At 61.1% G+C, this 18470-nt stretch carries 20 protein-coding genes and 1 pseudogene; 13 read left to right on the top strand and 8 right to left on the bottom strand.

What is annotated here, in order from left to right:
- The first annotated feature begins 8 nt into the window (after positions 1-8).
- From murA to hisC, 4 genes are all read left to right on the top strand, one after another.
- Entirely contained in the window at positions 9-1274 is a 1266-nt protein-coding gene (gene murA, locus QF039_RS23655) for a UDP-N-acetylglucosamine 1-carboxyvinyltransferase (RefSeq protein ID WP_003216140.1), read from the top strand.
- 247 nt (positions 1275-1521) lie between these two features.
- Positions 1522-2157, top strand: a complete 636-nt coding sequence (hisG, locus tag QF039_RS23650) for an ATP phosphoribosyltransferase (protein WP_003188599.1) — start codon at positions 1522-1524, stop codon at positions 2155-2157.
- Positions 2158-2284: 127 nt separating this feature from the next.
- Positions 2285-3610 carry a histidinol dehydrogenase gene (hisD, locus tag QF039_RS23645; RefSeq protein ID WP_008434283.1) on the top strand — a complete coding sequence of 442 codons (1326 nt, stop codon included), beginning with the start codon at positions 2285-2287 and terminating at the stop codon, positions 3608-3610.
- Positions 3611-3613: 3 nt separating this feature from the next.
- Entirely contained in the window at positions 3614-4666 is a 1053-nt protein-coding gene (hisC, locus tag QF039_RS23640) for a histidinol-phosphate transaminase (protein ID WP_003216145.1), read from the top strand.
- A 128-nt stretch (positions 4667-4794) separates the two neighbouring features.
- Here the strand turns inward: hisC and QF039_RS23635 are convergent, their stop codons facing one another.
- Positions 4795-6069 (bottom strand): uracil-xanthine permease family protein, encoded by a 1275-nt coding sequence (locus tag QF039_RS23635; RefSeq protein WP_087692860.1) that lies wholly within the window; start codon positions 6067-6069, stop codon positions 4795-4797.
- A 2-nt stretch (positions 6070-6071) separates the two neighbouring features.
- Positions 6072-6710 (bottom strand): uracil phosphoribosyltransferase, encoded by a 639-nt coding sequence (upp, locus tag QF039_RS23630; protein ID WP_003216149.1) that lies wholly within the window; start codon positions 6708-6710, stop codon positions 6072-6074.
- Positions 6711-6875: 165 nt separating this feature from the next.
- On the opposite strand from upp, the gene QF039_RS23625 reads away from it, so the two are divergent.
- The 3 genes from QF039_RS23625 (at position 6876) to QF039_RS23615 (ending at position 8476) form a co-directional block, all read left to right on the top strand.
- Entirely contained in the window at positions 6876-7433 is a 558-nt protein-coding gene (locus QF039_RS23625; RefSeq protein WP_003216150.1) for a hypoxanthine-guanine phosphoribosyltransferase, read from the top strand.
- 61 nt (positions 7434-7494) lie between these two features.
- Positions 7495-7980 (top strand): hypothetical protein, encoded by a 486-nt coding sequence (locus tag QF039_RS23620; RefSeq protein WP_307521001.1) that lies wholly within the window; start codon positions 7495-7497, stop codon positions 7978-7980.
- Between the two features lie 208 nt (positions 7981-8188).
- Positions 8189-8476, top strand: coding sequence for a PA4642 family protein (locus QF039_RS23615; RefSeq protein ID WP_003216153.1), 288 nt, complete (start codon positions 8189-8191; stop codon positions 8474-8476).
- Between the two features lie 93 nt (positions 8477-8569).
- On the opposite strand, the gene mqo is transcribed toward QF039_RS23615, so the two are convergent.
- Positions 8570-10078 (bottom strand): malate dehydrogenase (quinone), encoded by a 1509-nt coding sequence (mqo, locus tag QF039_RS23610; RefSeq protein WP_003216154.1) that lies wholly within the window; start codon positions 10076-10078, stop codon positions 8570-8572.
- A 727-nt stretch (positions 10079-10805) separates the two neighbouring features.
- Positions 10806-11039, bottom strand: coding sequence for a hypothetical protein (locus QF039_RS23605; protein ID WP_307520998.1), 234 nt, complete (start codon positions 11037-11039; stop codon positions 10806-10808).
- Between the two features lie 184 nt (positions 11040-11223).
- Here QF039_RS23605 and QF039_RS23600 point away from each other — a divergent pair, with 184 nt between their 5' ends.
- The gene (locus tag QF039_RS23600; protein ID WP_003216157.1) at positions 11224-11808 is read left to right on the top strand and encodes a YajG family lipoprotein; all 585 of its coding nucleotides are present in this window, start codon (positions 11224-11226) and stop codon (positions 11806-11808) included.
- Positions 11809-11865: 57 nt separating this feature from the next.
- On the opposite strand, the gene QF039_RS23595 is transcribed toward QF039_RS23600, so the two are convergent.
- Positions 11866-12075, bottom strand: coding sequence for a hypothetical protein (locus QF039_RS23595; protein ID WP_008434269.1), 210 nt, complete (start codon positions 12073-12075; stop codon positions 11866-11868).
- 181 nt (positions 12076-12256) lie between these two features.
- Here QF039_RS23595 and QF039_RS23590 point away from each other — a divergent pair, with 181 nt between their 5' ends.
- Positions 12257-12514, top strand: a complete 258-nt coding sequence (locus QF039_RS23590; RefSeq protein ID WP_003216159.1) for a hypothetical protein — start codon at positions 12257-12259, stop codon at positions 12512-12514.
- Positions 12515-12649: 135 nt separating this feature from the next.
- Here the strand turns inward: QF039_RS23590 and QF039_RS23585 are convergent, their stop codons facing one another.
- Positions 12650-13813 carry a 1-acyl-sn-glycerol-3-phosphate acyltransferase gene (locus QF039_RS23585; RefSeq protein ID WP_029615884.1) on the bottom strand — a complete coding sequence of 388 codons (1164 nt, stop codon included), beginning with the start codon at positions 13811-13813 and terminating at the stop codon, positions 12650-12652.
- A 144-nt stretch (positions 13814-13957) separates the two neighbouring features.
- Between QF039_RS23585 and QF039_RS23580 the strand changes: the two genes are divergently transcribed.
- The 3 genes from QF039_RS23580 to QF039_RS23570 are packed head-to-tail and all read left to right on the top strand — an operon-like array spanning position 13958 to position 15065.
- Complete coding sequence (locus QF039_RS23580) at positions 13958-14137, top strand: CPXCG motif-containing cysteine-rich protein (protein WP_177008734.1); 180 nt, start codon at positions 13958-13960, stop codon at positions 14135-14137.
- A 10-nt stretch (positions 14138-14147) separates the two neighbouring features.
- Positions 14148-14408 carry a putative signal transducing protein gene (locus QF039_RS23575; protein ID WP_017477710.1) on the top strand — a complete coding sequence of 87 codons (261 nt, stop codon included), beginning with the start codon at positions 14148-14150 and terminating at the stop codon, positions 14406-14408.
- Positions 14409-14444: 36 nt separating this feature from the next.
- Positions 14445-15065: an SOS response-associated peptidase gene (locus tag QF039_RS23570; RefSeq protein WP_003216163.1), complete on the top strand. Its 621-nt coding sequence runs from the start codon at positions 14445-14447 to the stop codon at positions 15063-15065.
- A gap of 133 nt (positions 15066-15198) precedes the next feature.
- On the opposite strand, the gene QF039_RS33830 is transcribed toward QF039_RS23570, so the two are convergent.
- Positions 15199-15942, bottom strand: a complete 744-nt coding sequence (locus QF039_RS33830; protein ID WP_371135980.1) for a methyl-accepting chemotaxis protein — start codon at positions 15940-15942, stop codon at positions 15199-15201.
- 114 nt (positions 15943-16056) lie between these two features.
- A pseudogene (locus tag QF039_RS33825) lies at positions 16057-16257 on the bottom strand (HAMP domain-containing protein); the annotation flags it as partial.
- Between the two features lie 1332 nt (positions 16258-17589).
- On the opposite strand from QF039_RS33825, the gene QF039_RS23560 reads away from it, so the two are divergent.
- Positions 17590-18408: a M48 family metallopeptidase gene (locus QF039_RS23560; RefSeq protein ID WP_003216165.1), complete on the top strand. Its 819-nt coding sequence runs from the start codon at positions 17590-17592 to the stop codon at positions 18406-18408.
- Positions 18409-18470: the final 62 nt, after the last annotated feature.

Below are 18470 nucleotides of genomic sequence, written 5' to 3'. Positions count from 1 at the left end.
AGATTCTTATGGATAAATTGATTATTACCGGCGGTGCTCGTCTTGATGGCGAGATCCGTATTTCCGGGGCGAAGAACTCCGCCCTGCCGATCCTGGCAGCGACCTTGCTGTGCGATGGCCCGGTTACCGTGGCCAACCTGCCGCACCTGCATGACATCACCACCATGATCGAGTTGTTCGGTCGCATGGGCATCGAGCCGGTGATCGACGAGAAACTCAGCGTCGAAATCGACCCGCGCACCATCAAGACCCTGATCGCACCGTACGAGCTGGTGAAAACCATGCGCGCCTCGATCCTGGTACTGGGCCCGATGGTTGCCCGGTTCGGCGAAGCCGAAGTCGCACTGCCTGGCGGTTGCGCCATCGGTTCGCGTCCGGTGGACCTGCACATCCGTGGCCTCGAAGCCATGGGTGCAACCATTGACGTCGAAGGCGGCTACATCAAGGCCAAGGCGCCGGAAGGCGGCCTGCGTGGCGCAAACTTCTTCTTTGATACCGTCAGTGTGACCGGTACCGAGAACATCATGATGGCCGCTGCCCTGGCCAATGGCCGCAGCGTGCTGCAAAACGCCGCGCGCGAGCCGGAAGTGGTCGACCTGGCCAACTTCCTGATCGCCATGGGTGCCAACATCACCGGCGCCGGCACCGACACCATCACCATTGATGGCGTGAAACGCCTGCATTCGGCTACCTACAAGGTGATGCCGGACCGCATCGAGACCGGTACCTATCTGGTCGCGGCTGCCGTCACCGGTGGCCGTGTCAAGGTCAAGGACACTGATCCGACCATCCTCGAAGCCGTCCTGGAAAAACTCAAGGAAGCCGGCGCCGAGATCACCACCGGTGAAGACTGGATCGAGCTGAACATGCATGGCAAGCGGCCAAAAGCCGTTAACGTGCGTACCGCTCCGTACCCGGCGTTCCCGACCGACATGCAGGCGCAGTTCATTTCCCTGAACGCGATTGCCGAAGGCACCGGTGCCGTGATCGAGACCATCTTCGAAAACCGCTTCATGCACGTGTACGAGCTGCACCGCATGGGCGCCAAGATCCAGGTCGAAGGCAACACCGCCATCGTGACCGGCATCGAGAAGCTCAAGGGCGCGCCAGTGATGGCTACCGACCTGCGTGCCTCCGCCAGCCTGGTGATCTCGGCGTTGTGCGCTGACGGCGACACCCTCATCGACCGCATCTACCACATAGACCGTGGTTACGAGTGCATCGAAGAGAAGCTGCAGATGCTCGGCGCGAAAATCCGCCGCGTACCGGGCTAGTTCCAGGAACTGCAAACACGTTCATTGTGGCGAGGGAGCTTGCTCCCGCTGGACTGCGCAGCAGTCCCAGTCTTTTTAAACAAAGATCAGGGCCGCTTCGCGCCCCAGCGGGAGCAAGCTCCCTCGCCACACGACGATGTATGCTGTTAGCTGATTTGTTTCAAGTCGAGGCTGTAATGGCCTCGATCTGTGTCTGGCGCCGATTGCGACCGGACAGCAATAGCCTGATGAAGGACTGACGTTTCCCATGTTGACCATCGCACTGTCCAAGGGCCGCATCCTTGACGACACTTTGCCGCTTCTGGCTGAAGCGGGCATCGTGCCGACCGAGAATCCGGACAAGAGCCGCAAGCTGATCATCCCCACGACCCAGGACGACGTTCGCCTGCTGATCGTGCGTGCCACCGATGTGCCAACTTACGTTGAACATGGCGCGGCCGACCTCGGCGTCGCTGGCAAAGACGTGTTGATGGAATATGGCGGCCAGGGCCTGTACGAGCCGCTGGACCTGCGTATTGCCCTGTGCAAGCTGATGACCGCCGGCCGTGTCGGTGACGTCGAGCCTAAAGGCCGCCTGCGGGTGGCGACCAAGTTCGTCAACGTTGCCAAGCGTTACTACGCCGAGCAAGGCCGCCAGGTCGATATCATCAAGCTTTACGGCTCGATGGAGCTGGCACCGCTGATCGGCCTGGCCGACAAGATCATCGACGTGGTCGACACCGGTAACACCCTGCGCGCCAACGGCCTGGAGCCCCAGGACTTTATCGCCGACATCAGCTCCCGGCTGATCGTCAACAAAGCTTCGATGAAAATGCAGCACGCCCGTATCCAGGCGTTGATCGACACCCTGCGCAAGGCAGTGGAGTCTCGACACCGCGGTTGACTCACCCGCGCGGCCCCAAGCCGCGCCCGTCTATCCGCCTCATAGCCAGAATTCTCAGGTGCCCAAGCGGATCGACTGCTAACTTTCGGCGCCTGAGCATTTTTGCCATTCCTATGAGGCCCTCGCTATGACCACGTCCACTGCAATTGCCCGACTCAACGCTGCCGACCCGGATTTCGCCCATCATCTGGATCATCTGCTGAGCTGGGAAAGCGTGTCCGACGATTCGGTCAACCAGCGGGTGCTCGACATCATCAAGGCCGTGCGCGAGCGCGGTGACGCGGCGCTGGTTGATTTTACCCGGCAGTTCGATGGCCTGGATGTCGCCTCCATGGCCGACCTGATCCTGCCCCGCGAACGCCTGGAGCTGGCGCTGACCCGCATCACCGCGCCCCAGCGCGAAGCCCTGGAAGTGGCGGCCGCGCGGGTGCGCAGCTACCACGAGAAACAGAAACAGGATTCCTGGAGCTACACCGAGGCCGACGGCACCGTACTGGGCCAGAAGGTCACGCCGCTGGACCGTGCTGGCCTGTACGTGCCGGGCGGCAAAGCGTCGTACCCGTCCTCGGTACTGATGAACGCGATTCCGGCCAAGGTGGCCGGCGTGACCGAAGTGGTCATGGTGGTGCCTACCCCGCGCGGCGAAATCAACGAACTGGTGCTGGCAGCGGCCTGCATCGCGGGCGTTGATCGCGTGTTCACCATCGGTGGCGCCCAAGCGGTAGCGGCCCTGGCCTACGGCACCGAAAGCGTGCCGAAGGTCGACAAGGTGGTTGGCCCGGGCAACATCTACGTGGCCACGGCCAAGCGCCATGTATTTGGCCAGGTCGGCATCGACATGATCGCCGGCCCTTCGGAAATCCTCGTGGTGTGTGACGGCCAGACCGACCCGGACTGGATCGCCATGGACCTGTTCTCCCAGGCCGAGCACGACGAAGACGCCCAGGCGATCCTCGTCAGCCCGGACGCCGAATTCCTGGACAAGGTCGCCGCCAGCATCGCCAAGCTGCTGCCGACCATGGAGCGCGCCGAGATCATCGAGAAGTCGATCAATGGCCGTGGCGCCCTGATCCTGGTCCGCGACATGGAGCAAGCCATCGAAGTGGCCAACCGCATCGCCCCGGAACACCTGGAGTTGTCCGTCGCCGACCCACAAGCCTGGCTGCCGCTGATTCGCCACGCCGGCGCGATCTTCATGGGCCGCCACACCAGCGAAGCCCTGGGCGACTACTGCGCAGGTCCCAACCACGTGCTGCCCACGTCGGGCACTGCGCGGTTCTCCTCGCCGCTGGGCGTATATGACTTCCAGAAGCGCTCGTCGATCATCTTCTGCTCGCCAGAGGGCGCGTCGGAGTTGGGCAAGACCGCTTCCGTGCTGGCCCGTGGCGAGTCGCTGACCGCCCACGCCCGCAGCGCCGAATACCGCATCGTTGACGATAAGCAGGGGAACTGAAACATGAGCAAATTCTGGAGCCCGCTCGTCAAGGATCTCGTGCCTTACGTGCCCGGTGAGCAACCGAAGCTGACCAAGCTGGTAAAACTCAACACCAATGAAAACCCCTACGGCCCATCGCCCAAGGCGCTGGCTGCCATGCAGGCCGAGCTGAACGACAATCTGCGTTTGTACCCGGACCCCAACAGCGACCTGCTCAAGCAGGCGGTGGCCAAGTACTACGGGATCGACGCGGGCAAGGTGTTCCTCGGCAACGGCTCCGATGAAGTCCTGGCGCACATCTTCCACGGTTTGTTCCAGCACGACCTGCCGCTGCTGTTCCCGGACATCAGCTACAGCTTCTACCCGGTGTACTGCGGCCTGTACCGCATTGCCTTCGACGCAGTGCCGCTGGATGAACAGTTCCAGATCCGCGTGTCGGACTACGCCAGGCCCAACGGCGGGATCATCTTCCCGAACCCGAACGCGCCGACCGGTTGCGTGATGGCGCTGGACGCCGTCGAGCAAATCCTCAAGGCCAGCCCGGACTCGGTGGTGGTGGTCGATGAAGCCTATATCGACTTCGGCGGCGAGACCGCCATCAGCCTGGTGGACCGTTACCCGAACCTGCTGGTGACCCAGACCCTCTCCAAGTCGCGCTCCCTGGCCGGTTTGCGGGTGGGCCTGGCCGTGGGCCACCCGGATCTGATCGAGGCGCTGGAGCGGGTCAAGAACAGCTTCAACTCCTACCCGCTGGACCGTCTGGCGATTGTCGGCGCGGCCGCCGCTTTTGAAGACCGCGAATACTTCCGGAACACCTGCAAGTTGGTGATCGATAGCCGTGAAAAGCTGGTGGCGCAACTGCAGGCCAAGGGGTTTGAAGTACTGCCGTCGGCGGCCAACTTCATCTTTGCCCGGCATCCAGGGCACGACGCTGCCGGGCTGGCGGCCAAGGTGCGGGAGCAGGGGGTGATTGTGCGGCACTTCAAGCAGGAGCGGATTGCCCAGTTCCTGCGGATCAGTATTGGCACGCCGGAGCAGAACCAGGCGCTGATCGATGCGTTGGGTGAGCTGTAAGCCACACTGAAACTCAAAAAATGTGGGAGCGGGCTTGCTCGCGAATGCGGTGGTTCAGTCACTGATGTGCTGAATGACACACTGCATTCGCGAGCAAGCCCGCTCCCACATTGGTTTTGCGTTGGCAGTTAGATCAGCGGCTCATCCGGCTTCCTGTTCTTCCAGCCGTCATTGCCCGGCAGCAGCAGATTCAACGCAATCGCTACCACCGCACACAGGGCGATGCCCTTCAGGCCAAAGTCATCCGGGCCAGTGCCGGTGCCTACCAGCACACCGCCAATTCCGAACACCAGGGTCACCGACACAATCACCAGGTTGCGCGCTTCGCCAAGGTCGATCTTGTGGCGGATCAGGGTGTTCATCCCCACTGCGGCAATCGAGCCGAACAGCAGGCACAGAATCCCGCCCATTACCGGGACTGGAATGCTCTGCAGCAGCGCGCCGAACTTGCCGATAAACGCCAGGCTGATGGCAAATACCGCCGCCCAGGTCATGATCTTCGGGTTGTAGTTCTTGGTCAGCATCACCGCGCCCGTCACTTCCGCGTAGGTCGTGTTGGGCGGGCCGCCGAACAGGCCGGCAGCGGTGGTGGCGATCCCGTCACCCAGCAGGGTGCGGTGCAGGCCGGGCTTCTTCAGGTAGTCGCGACCGGTCACGCTGCCCACCGCAATCACACCACCGATGTGTTCGATCGCCGGGGCCAGGGCCACCGGGACGATAAACAGGATCGCCTGCCAGTTGAATTCCGGCGCGGTGAAGTGGGGCAGGGCGAACCACGGTGCGGCAGCGATCTTCGCGGTGTCGACTACGCCGAAGTAGAACGACATGGCGAAACCCACCAGCACGCCGGAGATGATCGGCACCAGGCGGAAAATGCCTTTGCCGAACACCGCCACGATCAACGTGGTCAGCAGCGCCGGCATCGAGATCAGCATGGCGGTCTGGTAGTGGATCAACTCACTGCCGTCACCGGCCTTGCCCATCGCCATATTGGCCGCAATCGGCGCCATGGCCAGGCCAATGGAAATGATCACCGGCCCGATCACCACCGGCGGCAGCAGCCGGTCGATGAAACCGGTGCCCTTGATCTTCACGGCCAGGCCCAGGAAGGTGTAAACGAAGCCGGCCGCCATCACGCCGCCCATGGTCGCAGCGAGGCCGAACTGGCCCTTGGCGAGAATGATCGGGGTGATAAACGCAAAGCTCGACGCCAGGAACACCGGTACCTGGCGCCCGGTAACCACCTGGAACAACAAGGTGCCCAAGCCTGCGGTAAACAGGGCGACGTTTGGATCGAGACCGGTGATCAGCGGCATCAACACCAGCGCGCCAAATGCTACGAAGAGCATCTGTGCGCCAGACAGGATCTGGCGCCAAAGCGGGTCGTTGAACTCATCCTGCATGGTCACGCGTCCTTCTGCTTGGTACCGAAGATCTTGTCGCCGGCATCGCCCAGGCCCGGGATGATGTAGCCATGTTCATTCAGGCGTTCATCGATGGATGCGGTGTAGATCAACACGTCCGGGTGGGCTTTCTCGACGGCGGCGATGCCTTCGGGAGCGGCCACCAGCACCATGGCGCGGATGTCCTTGCAACCGGCTTTTTTCAGCAGGTCGATGGTGGCAACCATGGAGCTGCCGGTGGCGAGCATCGGGTCGATGATCATCGCCAGGCGCTCGTCGATTTCCGGTACCAGTTTTTCCAGGTAGGTGTGGGCCTGCAGCGTCTCTTCGTTGCGGGCCACGCCTACGGCGCTGACCTTGGCACCCGGGATCAGGCTGAGCACGCCTTCGAGCATGCCGATACCGGCACGCAGGATCGGCACCACGGTAATCTTCTTGCCGGCGATTTTCTCGACCTGGACGGGACCACACCAACCGGCGATCTCGTAGTTTTCCAGGGGCAGGTCTTTGGTCGCCTCGTAGGTGAGCAGCGCTCCGACTTCCTGAGCAAGCTCACGGAAGTTCTTCGTGCTAATGTCGGCGCGGCGCATAAGGCCGAGTTTATGTCGGATCAGCGGATGGCGGATCTCACGGATGGGCATGGGGAAAGGCTCCGGCGGCGGGCAAAAAAACCGGCCTAGATTAATCTATCCGAGGGTGTTGTCCTATAGACATCTAGTACGTTAGTCCATTAAGGCTTGAACGTTGGGCCTCACATGCGTACCTTTGCCCGCTTTTCTTGCCACAGCACCCCCTTGGAGAGCGCCATGTCCGCTGATCTCGAGCATATCCGTCAAATCATGCGCGAGGCTGACTGCCTGTACACCGAAGCGCAAGTCGAAGAGGCCATCGCCAAGGTCGGCGCGCACATCTCCCGTGAAATGGCCGACACCAACCCGGTGGTCTTTTGCGTGATGAACGGTGGCCTGATTTTCGCCGGTAAATTGCTCACCCACCTGCAATTCCCGCTGGAAGCGTCCTACCTGCACGCCACTCGCTATCGCAATGAAACCAGTGGCGGCGACCTGTTCTGGAAAGCCAAGCCGGAAGTCTCGTTCATCGACCGCGACGTGCTGATCATCGACGACATCCTCGACGAAGGTCACACCCTGGGCGCGATCATCGACTTCTGCAAACACGCCGGCGCGCGCAAGGTGCACACTGCCGTGCTGATCGACAAGGACCACGACCGCAAGGCCCGTCCGGACCTGAAAGCCGATTACGTGGGCCTGCCGTGCATTGACCGTTACATCTTCGGTTACGGCATGGACTACAAAGGCTACTGGCGCAACGCCAATGGGATCTACGCCGTCAAAGGGATGTAAGCGGGATTCAGGCGCAGGGTTGTCATGCTATCGTGCTTGGCCCCTGCGTCTGGAGCTGTTCATGAGCCTGTTGATTCGCACCTGCGCCGCCCTGGCGCTGACCCTCAGTTTGCCCCTGGCGGCTGCTCCGGCGCCGCTGCACAGCCAATTCCTGCCGCCCGACGACCTGACTCTGCGCGCCGAAACCCCGGACCAGCAGCAATTGCTGCAAGTCACCGAGTATTCGGTGGTGGTGGGTAACCAGCGCCAATCCACCCAGCAGCCGATCCCGGTGACCTCGCCGTTGATGATCCGCCTCAAGGGCAAGTCCCTGAATAAAGGCGCGTCCATCGCCCAGGTGATTCTCAATTTCGATGCTGAAAGCAAAAGCCTGAAAAAGCCGGTGTTCGACGACAAAAGCAAAACCCTGACCTTGTCGTATCCGGTGACCCAGTATCGGGTGATCGTCGACTTGTTGCGCAATGACACGGTCTATGTGCAATTCCTCACTTACGCCAACGGCCATATCTGGGCCGATTTGCACACCGGGGCGGTGCGCGCCAAATAATCCAGCCGACGCGCATTCGGCGGTGTAAATACAGTCAATGTGGGAGCTGGCTTGCCTGCGATAGCGGTGGGTCCGTTGGCCCATCTGTTACTGATGCACCGCTATCGCAGGCAAGCCGGCTCCCACATTGGTTCGCGTAGCTTTCGAAGCCGCTGTGCCGCAGGTAAACTGCTTTTCCCGTGTAAATGTCTGCAGGCTGGAGTCGGTAATGCGTAAAGATAAGAAACAGGTGATTGGTGATGAAATCGGCGACGAGCAAATCAAGCTGTTCCTGGATTTCGAGCCGGTAGACGCCACTTCGCCGTCCCTGCACAAACTGATCAAGGCCTACCGCGGCCTGCGTATCGACGACTTCGAACGCTTCCTGGTTTTCTTCAAGGAAGCCGGCCTGGACCTCGATGGCAAGGACGAGCATGGCCTGACCTTCGTTGAAGTGATCAAGGACCAGCGCAACGCCGCCGAGTACATTGAGCTGATCGAACAAGCCCGCGGCTGATTGTTGCGGACGAAAAAAAACGCCCCATTGGGGCGTTTTTCGTTCCCACGCTCTGCGTGGGGATGCATCCACTGACACTCTGCGTCACGACGCTCAAGCGTAGCTTTCGGTCTCGCTGCTCTGCTCAACCAGTTCCAGGCTGATGTTGTTCTGCGTGTTGATCTTGCGATACAGCTCGGCATCGGTCTCCAGGACCTTTTCCCGAGCCGGGAAGATCTCGTGCAGCTTGGCGGCCCACTCACCGGCGGCTTTCGTCGGGAAGCAGCGTTCGATCAGTTCCAGCATGATCGACACGGTCACCGAAGCACCTGGGGACGCGCCCAGCAGGGCGGCCAGCGAACCGTCCTTGGCCGCAACCAGTTCGGTACCGAATTGCAGCACGCCGCCTTTCTTCGGGTCTTTCTTGATGATCTGCACCCGTTGGCCGGCCACTTCCAGGCGCCAGTCTTCGGCTTTTGCCTCAGGGTAGAAGCGACGCAGGGATTCCAGGCGCTGCTCCATGGACTGGCGCACCTCGCTGACCAGGTACTTGGTCAGGTCCATGTTGTCCCGGGCCACGGCCAGCATCGGGCCGATGTTGCCGGCACGAATCGACATGGGCAGGTCAAGGAACGAGCCGTGTTTGAGGAACTTGGTGGTGAAACCGGCGTATGGCCCGAACAGCAGGGATTTCTTGCCGTCGACCACACGGGTGTCGAGGTGCGGCACCGACATCGGTGGCGAACCCACGGCTGCCTGGCTGTAGACCTTGGCCTGGTGGTGCTTGACCACTTCCGGGTTGTCGCAACGCAGCCACTGGCCGCTGACCGGGAAGCCGCCGAAGCCCTTGCTTTCCTCGATGCCCGAGGCTTGCAACAGCGGCAGGGCCGCGCCACCGGCGCCGAGGAACACGAACTTGGCGTCCACATCACGGGAGTTGCCGCTGTTGACGTCCTTGATGCTCACTGTCCAGCCGGCGCCGTTGCGCTTGAGGCCGGTGACGCGCTTGCTGTACTTGACCTGGGCGTCCGGGGCGCTGGTCAGGTGCGAGAGCAACTGGTTGGTCAGGGCACCGAAGTTGACGTCGGTGCCGTTCATCACGCGGGTGGCGGCGATTTTTTCGTCCAGCGGGCGGCCGGGCATCATCAGCGGCATCCACTCGGCCATCTCGCTGCGGTCTTCGGTGTAGTGCATGTCCGAGAACGCGTGGTGCTGGCTGAGGGTTTCAAAGCGCTTCTTGAGGAACGACACGCCTTTCTCGCCCTGTACGAAGCTCAGGTGCGGCACGGGGCTGATAAAGGATTTGGACGAGCCAAAGGTGCCTTTCTTGGTCAGGTAGGCCCAGAACTGCTTCGACACCTCGAATTGGGTGTTGATGTGCACGGCTTTCTTGATGTCGATGGAGCCGTCGGCGGCCTGCGGTGTGTAGTTCAGCTCACACAGCCCGGCGTGGCCGGTACCGGCGTTGTTCCACGGGTTGGAACTTTCCGCGGCACCCGAATCCATCAGCTCAACGACTTCCAGCTTGAGGCCGGGGTCGAGCTCTTTGAGCAGTACGGCGAGGGTGGCACTCATGATGCCCGCACCTACCAGTACTACGTCGACTGCTTCGTTATGCGCCATTTAACGCGTCTCCAAAATCTGCAGCACCAAATTGACGGCATGGCTGCCAGGAGTGACGGGGCGGTTCACGTGATGCCCCAGGTTACCCATGGCCAGGATCGCCATGTCCGATTCTTCGCAATTTATCGCAAGCGGACGCTGCCGACCGGGCCTGATCTGCGTATGAACGCATTTAAGGGCGCCTGTGGCAATTCGACTTATGGTCAAGCTCGTCCGATCGTGCAACCAAATCCGTAGCGGACAGGCTTCAAGCTCCGGTTCTTGAGGAGTGCTCGGTCCTGTGTGGTGGGGCTGTTCCAGACGCTGATGGTGCTTGTACAAACGCAAAACTATTCATTTGCTCGCCACACTCTTGTGAAGTTGTGAAAACCCGTTTTTTTCACGCTCTTTTGAAGACGTGAACCTCAAAAAAGGGCTGCCCCAGCCTGGCACCTGGCCCGAAATCACTGCCGGCAAGCGGCAAAACGGGCAAACAACTCAAGTGGCCGAGCGCATGGCAGCTCTGGCAGATTCGGGTAAAGACGATGGTTTGCAGAGAAAACAGCAAGCTCGCCAGCTTCACACGATCTGTGTGGGCGGCTCTCTGTGGGCGGTGCGGGGGAGCTAATACAAGTGCATTAGCGATGCTGCGAGGCCCGATCAGGAGACGTCCTTATAATCGGGGGGAGATTGTAGCGAAGAAATGCGCGCAAATGGACGTGTTTAATGACTTTTATTAGCAGTCTGGTCAGGAGGCCAACGCGTGCCGTGCCTGTGGCTGCGAAACCCGGGGGCTGACGCGCGCGCTGGCGGGCAGCGGACGGTGCATCCAGCTCAGGCGGGTCTCTTCGACTTCGACCCAGCCTTCACCGACGGGCGGCAGGCCGCACTGCTTGAAAGCCTGGCAGCAGCCTTGGGCGTCGAGCAGGGCAAAGTGGCGATGGCTGGCGTGGGAAAAGAACAAAGATTTGAGAAGGCGCATGGCTGTGTACCCGGTTCGTTACATGCTGCGAAGGTTGGCAGTCTGGCATGACATTGAGGTGACGGTTCTGTGTGAAAATTGTAATTTCGCCGACAGTTCAGGCGCCGTTCAGGAATTCTGGTGAGTGGCGCGCGCTCACCGTTATACTGGCGCCCTGTTTGCATCTAGTCCTGGAGAAATGAGTATGTTGCAACGCCTGTTGTTCGGTTTGATCACTGTGACCAGTTTGACCCTGGTTGGCTGCGCCCACAGCCCGCAACAACTCAGCCCGCAACCGAAAATCACCACCCAGCTGGCGCCTGTCGGCCATGGCCAGCCGGTGTCGGTGCGTGTGGTTGACGGTCGTCCGTCGCCGACCCTCGGCACCCGTGGCGGCCTGTACCCGGAAACCAGCGCCATTACGGTGACCGGTGCGGACGTGCTGCCCAAGCTGCAAGCCCAGGCCGAAGCGGCCGTGCGCCTGCTGGGCTTCACCCCTTCCAACTCGCCAGGTGCGCCACAACTGACCATCACCCTGGCCGAGCTGAAGTATCAGTCGCCCAAGGAAGGCCTGTACGTGACTGAAGCCACCATCGGCGCGACCTTCAAATCCGACGTGACTGCCGGTACCCGTCGCTACAGCGGCCGTTACGGCGCATCCCTGGACCAGCGCTTCGGCATGGCGCCGAACCAGGAAACCAACACCAAGCTGGTCAGCGACGTGTTGAGCGATGCCCTGACGCGCCTGTTCAAGGACCCGAGCATCGGTTCGCTGCTCAGCTCGCAGTAACCGTGCATAAAAAAACCGGGCTCAGCGATGAGCCCGGTTTTTTTACGCCTGCAGTTTTCATGCAGCCGTTTCGACATAAAAGTCCAGCACACTCACTCCAGTCAGCAAATCCAGCTCCGGGAGGTCGGCGTGCTGGTGCCCGCCGAGGGCGCAGTACACCAGCCAGTGGCGGTCCTGCACATTGAACGCGAGGCCGCCCACCAGGGCCTCTTGCTCATCGCTTGGGGCAATCAGATACAGCCGATCCTGGTTCTGCGCGTGCAACATGACAAGCTCCCGGGCTTTCGAAGGGCAACAGAGTGGCTTGTTAAGGTGACGTTCAGGTGACGCTGTAAATTACTGGATACATTAGCCGTCAATGGGGAAGGAGTAATGACGCGCAGGCGGCGCATATCATTCAGGTTTGTATCTGGATTGATACCAAGACACTGATACATCGAGGTTTGCGATGTCGCTGACCGCACTACTGCTCAATTCCCTTGCCCTGTTACTGGCCTGCCCGGCGGCATGGCTGCTGTTTGTCACGCGCCTGCATGAACAGCGCGCGATGGCCCGCCTTGCCGCGCAAAGCGAACTGCGTGCCATTGATCAGCCGATGCTGTATCTGGACGTGTTGACGCAGCGTACCTATCGCCTGTTCTACCGGTTGGGGTTTGCCTGTCTGGGGCTGGCGTTGCTGGTGTCCTTTCTTAGTACCCGATTGTAGGAACACCCTAAAAACAACTGTGGGAGCGGGCTTGCTCGCGAAAGCGCGGTGTCAGTCAATACATGATTGGCTGATCCACCGCCTTCGCGAGCAAGCCCGCTCCCACATTGGGTTTGCGCTGTTGCTGGTACCGGGTTATAGGGCAATCCCGGCCTTGACCCGGTACTGATTCCTCACCGGCGTCGCGTATTGCAACACCAGATACGGCCGATGCTCGGCCGGGCACGCATTCAAGCGCCGCTCCCACTCTGCCTTTGCCTTGGCCAACTCGTCCGCCGGGAATACCTCGGCTGCGGTCGGTACCTGCAATTGCGGATCGGCATCGCTCCATTGGGCGTACGCCAGGTAATGCACCGGGAACAACCGATACCCACCCAGGATCTGCCGGTCCATTTCGATCGCCAACAGCTTGGTGTCTTCGAACGCCTCGGTGATCGGCGGCGCGAAGTTGACGTGTACCCGGCCCTTGTAGCCGGTGATGCCCAGGGCAATGCTCACGTCATCTTCCCCCGGCGCCTTGCTGTAGGTGCCGGTGGTGGCGCGGATGTACAGCTCGCGGGCCTTGGCTGCGTCGCACGGGTCGTATTCGTAGCTGATGGACACCGGCGTCAGGTTCAGTGACTGGATGACCTCGGCGAACGGCTCGTCCTTGCGGCTCATGTGGAACATCTTGAGGATCGCCGACTCGGTGCGATCATCCCCATCCTTGGCGCGGCCTTCGGCCTGGGCGATCCAGATCGACTGGCAGTCGTTGCGAATCGAATGGTTGATGTAGGCCGACAGCAACTGGTAGGCCGCCATCTTCTCTTTGCGCCCGGTGATCGAGCGGTGCACGATGAAACTCTTGTTCAGGCGCATCAGGTCGCTGACAAACGGCTTTTGCAGCAGGTTGTCGCCGATGGCGATGCGTGGCGTCGGCAGGCCGGCGTGATACACGGCGTAGTTGACGAAGGCCGGGTCCATCACGATGTCGCGGTGGTTGGCCAGGAACAGGTAGGCGCTGCCGGACTTGAACTGCTCCACGCCGGTATAGGTCACGCCGTCGGTTGCCCGCTCGATGGTGTGGTCGACGTAAAACTCGACTTTGTCCTGCAGCGTGGCCACGGTGGTGACGCCGGCGAACTCACGGCGCAGTTTATGAGCGATCATCGGCTTGAGCAGCCAGCCGAAAGCGCCGGCAAAGCGCGGGAAGCGAAAGTGGGTCAGGATGTCCAGAAAGGCCTTGTCACTGAACAGTCGGGCCAGCACTGCCGGGACTTCGCTGTCGTTGTAAGGTCGGATGGTATCGAATTCGCCCATCATGCTCTCTTGTTAGAAACGGCTAGGGTAAGTAAAGGTTTGGAACAATAAATATCAGGGCGTGGTCCGGGCAATTGGCCGGGACGAAAAATAGCCCTGTAAATAGACCGGCGATTATACGCACAAGTCACCTTGGAGACCGCGATGGAAGAGGAGTCGTACGAATGTCCTTATTGTGGAGAGGTAGTCACGGCGTTACTGGACCTGTCCGGGGGTGATCAGGAATATATAGAAGACTGCCCGGTGTGCTGCCGGCCCATTGTTTTCGAGCTGCAGGTTCATGACGACGAATGGATGCTCAACGTGCGCAGCGAGAACGAATAAAGGTACGCCCATGCAGCGAATCTACGAGCCGGAAAACCTGATGGAAGGTGAGCTGCTGCAAGGCATGCTCGAAAGCGAGGGCATCACCGCGCACCTGGTGGGGCGCGATTTGCTCGGGGGTACCGGCGAACTGCCGATCTATGGCCTGCTGGCGCTGGCGGTGGAGAACGACCAGGCCGCCTACGCCCGCGAGCTGATCACCGCCTACAACGGTGCGCAACCACTGCCCGGTGATGAACCCGACAGCTTTCCCGACGTGCTGGTCTGTTAGGCTGTCGGCCAGTTTCTCCAAGAGTCGTGTTGCCCCATGTGTGGACGTTATGCCCTGTTTCGCTGGAACCCCGCGTTTGCTGCCTTGCCGGGCTTCCCGGCCGACCAGCAGGCCCAGTGGAACATCTCTCCCAATGACTCGGTGCTGATCCAGCGCCTGAGCGACGGCCAGCACACCCTGGCGCGGGCGCGCTGGGGCCTGACGCCGCCCTGGCTGACCGATCTCTCTCGTACACCGGCCCATGCCCGGGCGGAAACCCTTGCCGAACAGCCGATGTTTCGCGAAGCGTTTCGCCAGCGCCGCTGCCTGCTGCCGGCCAATGGTTTCTACGAATGGCGCGGCACCCAGCGCAAGCGCCCGTACTGGCTGACGCCGGGGGAGGGCAGCACGCTGTTCTTTGCGGCGATCTGGGAGGCGTATCCGGTGCAGGAGCAGGTTTGGTTGAGTACGGCGGTGGTGACCCAGGCGGCGCAGAGTCAGCGCCGACCGTTGATTCTGGATGCTGCGGGGCAGGCAGCCTGGCTGAACCCCGAGACCCCGCTGCACACCTTGCAGGCCTTGTTGGCCAGTGAACCCACCGCGTTGCGCGAGCGGGTGCTGGCCAATATGGTCAACGATCCGAAGCTGAATGGACCGGAGTGCCTGACGCCGGGTTGAGCGTTGTGTTGAATCGGCCGGCCTCTTCGCGAGCAAGCCCGCTCCCACATTTGATTGCATTTCAACTGAAGGAATGCGGTCGAATGTGGGAGCGGGCTTGCTCGCGAAGGCGCCCAAAAGGGCGCCGCTTGACTCAAACCTTGAACTGATTGATCAACCGCCGCTGCTGCTCCGCCAGCTTGGTCAGGTCTGCGCTGGCCGCGCTCGACTCATCCGCTCCGCCGGCCACTTCATTGGCCACCTGTCCGATATTGATCACGTTACGGTTAATGTCCTCGGCCACCGCGCTCTGTTCCTCGGCGGCGCTGGCGATCTGGGTGTTCATGTCGTTGATCACCGACACCGCCCGGGTAATGGTCTCCAGCGCCTGAGCCGCCTTGGCCGCGTGCTGCACGCTTTCATCGGTGCGGTTCTGGCTGTCTTCCATCACTCGCACCACGTCGCGGGTGCCCTGCTGCAGTTGCTGGATCATGGCCTGGATTTCTTCGGTAGCCTTCTGGGTCTTCTGCGCCAGGTTGCGCACCTCGTCGGCCACCACCGCAAACCCGCGCCCTTGCTCACCGGCCCGTGCGGCTTCGATTGCCGCGTTGAGCGCCAGCAGGTTGGTCTGCTCGGCAATCCCGCGAATCGCCGTGAGGATGGCATTGATGTTCTCGCTGTCCTTGGCCAGCGCCTGCACCACACCGACCGCCTTGCCGATTTCCTCGGCGAGGGCGCCGATGGAGGTGGAGGTGTCGCGCACAATCTGCATGCCCTGGCTCGCCGCTTGATCAGCGTGGCTGGCGGCCTGTGCGGCCTGGGTGGCGTTGCGCGCCACGTCCTGTGCGGTCGCGGTCATCTCGTGCACGGCGGTAGCCACCTGGTCGATCTCGACCATTTGCTTGTGCACGCCCTGGTTGGTGCGAATCGCGATGTCGGCGGTGTGCTCCGACGAGTCGCTGACCTTCTGCACCGAACTCACCACCTGGGTAATCATCCCCTGCAACTTGGCCAGGAATGTATTGAAGCCGCTGGCAATCGCCCCCAGTTCGTCGGCGCGATCACTGGTCAGGCGCCGGGTCAGGTCGCCTTCGCCCTGGGCGATGTCATTGAGCATCGCCACCATTTGCTTGAGCGGCCGGGCAATGCCGTGGCCCACCAGCCAGATCACCAGCAAGCCGATGCCGGCGATCAGCAGCCCGGCCACGGCCATGCCGAAAATATCGGTTTTGCGCTGGGCGTCGAGGTCGTGCTGCATCGCCTGCAGGTCGGCCATTACCGCACTCAGGGGCAGTTGCAGGAGCAGGGTCCAGCGGGCGTCGGTCTGGCCGATGTTGAACGGCAGGAACAGCTCGATATGCCCGTGTTGCTTGTCCACGTCATAGCGCACCTCGCCGATCTTCAGTTGGCCGAGGTTGGCCAGTTCGTTGCTGTCCAGCAGGTCGCTGGCCTTTTCCCCGAGCTTGCTGGCGTCCTTGGTGTAGGCCACCAGGCGGCCGTTGCTGGAAATCAGCGCCAGTTCGCCAGCACCGTTGTACAAATTCTGATCAGCCTTGGTGAGCATTTCCTGGATGAAGTTCACCGACAGGTCGGCGCCGACGATGCCCTGGAAGGTGCCGTCGATCATGATTGGTTCGATAAACGAGGCGAGCATCACCATCGCATTCCCGACTTTATAAGGGGCCGGATCGATGGCGCAGGGCTTTTTGCTTTCCTTGGAACACAGGTAGTACTCACTGGCGCGCACGCCGGTGGACAGGATGGTCTGGTCGGCCACGTCAGCCAGTTTATCCAGGCCCAGGCTGCCGTCGGCATTGCGGAACCACCACGGCAGGAAGCGGCCGTTGGTTTCGATGCCGACCACCGGGCTGTTCACGTAGGCAGCATCGTTGTGGTCGATGGCGTTGGCTTCCCAGCCTATATAGGCGCCAAGAATCTTCGGGTTACGCACCACGGTTTCGTGGATCAGGTTGATCAGCTGTTCGCGGGAGACCGCCAGTTGCGGGTTGCCGTTGGCGTCTTTCATGCCCATCAGGGCGTTGGCGGTGGCCAGGCCCTTGGCCGTCACCAGCGGCGCTTCGAGTTCGCGCTGGATCAGCGTCGCCTGGGTTTGCGCCAGGGCGGTCAGGCGCTGCTCGATGATTTGTTCGAATTGGCCCTGGGTGCGTTCCTGCACCATCTCCTGGGTGCGCGCCCCGGCGAACAAGGCATACAGCACCAACACCGCCACCACGCTCAGGACAATGGCCCCGGCCAGTGCCGCGACAGAAAATTGAATCGACTTGAACTTCATGACGGCTCCGAACGCAGGGGGAGATTGGCTGCTTGTGTATATCGGCCGCGGGCGGGGGAGACATGAGGGCCATTACCTCAAAATGGCTGTGCCGGATGGGCGAATGTCGTAAATGGAATGGTTGCCAGCGTTTGTGAATTTTTTGCGGCAGTGTGGGATGTATCTGAAATCAGGTGGCTATACGTCTGTTGTATCTGGCGTCGATACAATTGGCCGACTACGATACGCGCCATGTTTTCAGGGAGCAGGTTGATGAAAAAGACAGTGGCGGTATGTGCGTTGGGCGCGGCTTTGTTGCTCGCCGGTTGTCAGTCGGTCAACACCACCAGCGGCGGCGCCGTGGGGGTTGAGCGCAAGCAGTACATGTTCAGCATGTTGTCGAGCCAGGAAGTCGACCAGATGTATGCGCAGTCCTACCAGCAGACCCTGGGTGAAGCCAGCGGCAAGGGCCTGGTGGACAAGACCAGCGCCAACGCCAAGCGCGTGCAGGCGATCGCCAACCGCTTGATCGCCCAGGCGCCCACCTTCCGTCCGGATGCGGCGCAGTGGAAGTGGGAAGTGAACCTGATCAAAAGTGACGAGATGAACGCCAACTGCGGGCCTGGCGGCAAGATCTTTGTCTACAGCGCGCTGATCGACAATCTCAAGTTGACCGACGACGAACTCGCCGCCGTGATGGGCCATGAAATTGCCCACGCCTTGCGTGAACACGGCCGCGAAGCCATGTCCAAGGCCTACGGTATCGAGATGGCGAAGCAGGGGGCCGGTGCGTTGTTCGGCCTCGGTCAGGACAGCCTGGCGCTGGCCGATACCGTGGCCAACTACGGCATGACCTTGCCCAACAGCCGCAGCAATGAAAACGAAGCGGACCTGATCGGCCTGGAGTTGTCGGCGCGTGCCGGTTACAACCCGAACGCGGCGATTACCCTGTGGAACAAAATGGCCAAGGCTTCGGAAGGCTCGCCACCTGAATTCATGAGCACCCACCCTGCCTCCGACAGCCGGATCGCCTCGTTGCAGGCGGCGATTCCGAAGGTGATGCCGTTGTATCAGCAGGCGAAAAAATCCTGATTTATAAGGCTGAAATGCAAATCTGAATGTGGGGGCCCGGCTTGTGTGGGAGTCGGGCTTGC

The sequence above is a fragment of the Pseudomonas sp. W2I6 genome, assembly GCF_030815935.1.
Classification (GTDB): domain Bacteria; phylum Pseudomonadota; class Gammaproteobacteria; order Pseudomonadales; family Pseudomonadaceae; genus Aquipseudomonas.
The sequence above is the reverse complement of the archived record's forward strand: the minus strand, read 5'-3'. Positions and strand labels throughout refer to the sequence as shown.

Bases quoted from the DNA above. Each gene is read 5' to 3' on its own strand.
- QF039_RS23620 (WP_307521001.1), top strand. From the start codon at position 7,495: ATGAGCCTGTTGATTCGCACCTGCGCCGCCCTGGCGCTGACCCTCAGT.
- hisC (WP_003216145.1), top strand. From the start codon at position 3,614: ATGAGCAAATTCTGGAGCCCGCTCGTCAAGGATCTCGTGCCTTACGTG.
- QF039_RS23595 (WP_008434269.1), bottom strand. From the start codon at position 12,075: ATGTTGCACGCGCAGAACCAGGATCGGCTGTATCTGATTGCCCCAAGC.
- murA (WP_003216140.1), top strand. From the start codon at position 9: ATGGATAAATTGATTATTACCGGCGGTGCTCGTCTTGATGGCGAGATC.
- mqo (WP_003216154.1), bottom strand. From the start codon at position 10,078: ATGGCGCATAACGAAGCAGTCGACGTAGTACTGGTAGGTGCGGGCATC.
- QF039_RS23590 (WP_003216159.1), top strand. From the start codon at position 12,257: ATGTCGCTGACCGCACTACTGCTCAATTCCCTTGCCCTGTTACTGGCC.
- QF039_RS23560 (WP_003216165.1), top strand. From the start codon at position 17,590: ATGAAAAAGACAGTGGCGGTATGTGCGTTGGGCGCGGCTTTGTTGCTC.
- QF039_RS23580 (WP_177008734.1), top strand. From the start codon at position 13,958: ATGGAAGAGGAGTCGTACGAATGTCCTTATTGTGGAGAGGTAGTCACG.
- QF039_RS23615 (WP_003216153.1), top strand. From the start codon at position 8,189: ATGCGTAAAGATAAGAAACAGGTGATTGGTGATGAAATCGGCGACGAG.
- QF039_RS23585 (WP_029615884.1), bottom strand. From the start codon at position 13,813: ATGGGCGAATTCGATACCATCCGACCTTACAACGACAGCGAAGTCCCG.
- hisG (WP_003188599.1), top strand. From the start codon at position 1,522: ATGTTGACCATCGCACTGTCCAAGGGCCGCATCCTTGACGACACTTTG.
- QF039_RS23570 (WP_003216163.1), top strand. From the start codon at position 14,445: ATGTGTGGACGTTATGCCCTGTTTCGCTGGAACCCCGCGTTTGCTGCC.
- QF039_RS23600 (WP_003216157.1), top strand. From the start codon at position 11,224: ATGTTGCAACGCCTGTTGTTCGGTTTGATCACTGTGACCAGTTTGACC.
- QF039_RS23635 (WP_087692860.1), bottom strand. From the start codon at position 6,069: ATGCAGGATGAGTTCAACGACCCGCTTTGGCGCCAGATCCTGTCTGGC.
- upp (WP_003216149.1), bottom strand. From the start codon at position 6,710: ATGCCCATCCGTGAGATCCGCCATCCGCTGATCCGACATAAACTCGGC.
- QF039_RS23605 (WP_307520998.1), bottom strand. From the start codon at position 11,039: ATGCGCCTTCTCAAATCTTTGTTCTTTTCCCACGCCAGCCATCGCCAC.
- hisD (WP_008434283.1), top strand. From the start codon at position 2,285: ATGACCACGTCCACTGCAATTGCCCGACTCAACGCTGCCGACCCGGAT.
- QF039_RS33830 (WP_371135980.1), bottom strand. From the start codon at position 15,942: ATGGTCGAGATCGACCAGGTGGCTACCGCCGTGCACGAGATGACCGCG.
- QF039_RS23625 (WP_003216150.1), top strand. From the start codon at position 6,876: ATGTCCGCTGATCTCGAGCATATCCGTCAAATCATGCGCGAGGCTGAC.
- QF039_RS23575 (WP_017477710.1), top strand. From the start codon at position 14,148: ATGCAGCGAATCTACGAGCCGGAAAACCTGATGGAAGGTGAGCTGCTG.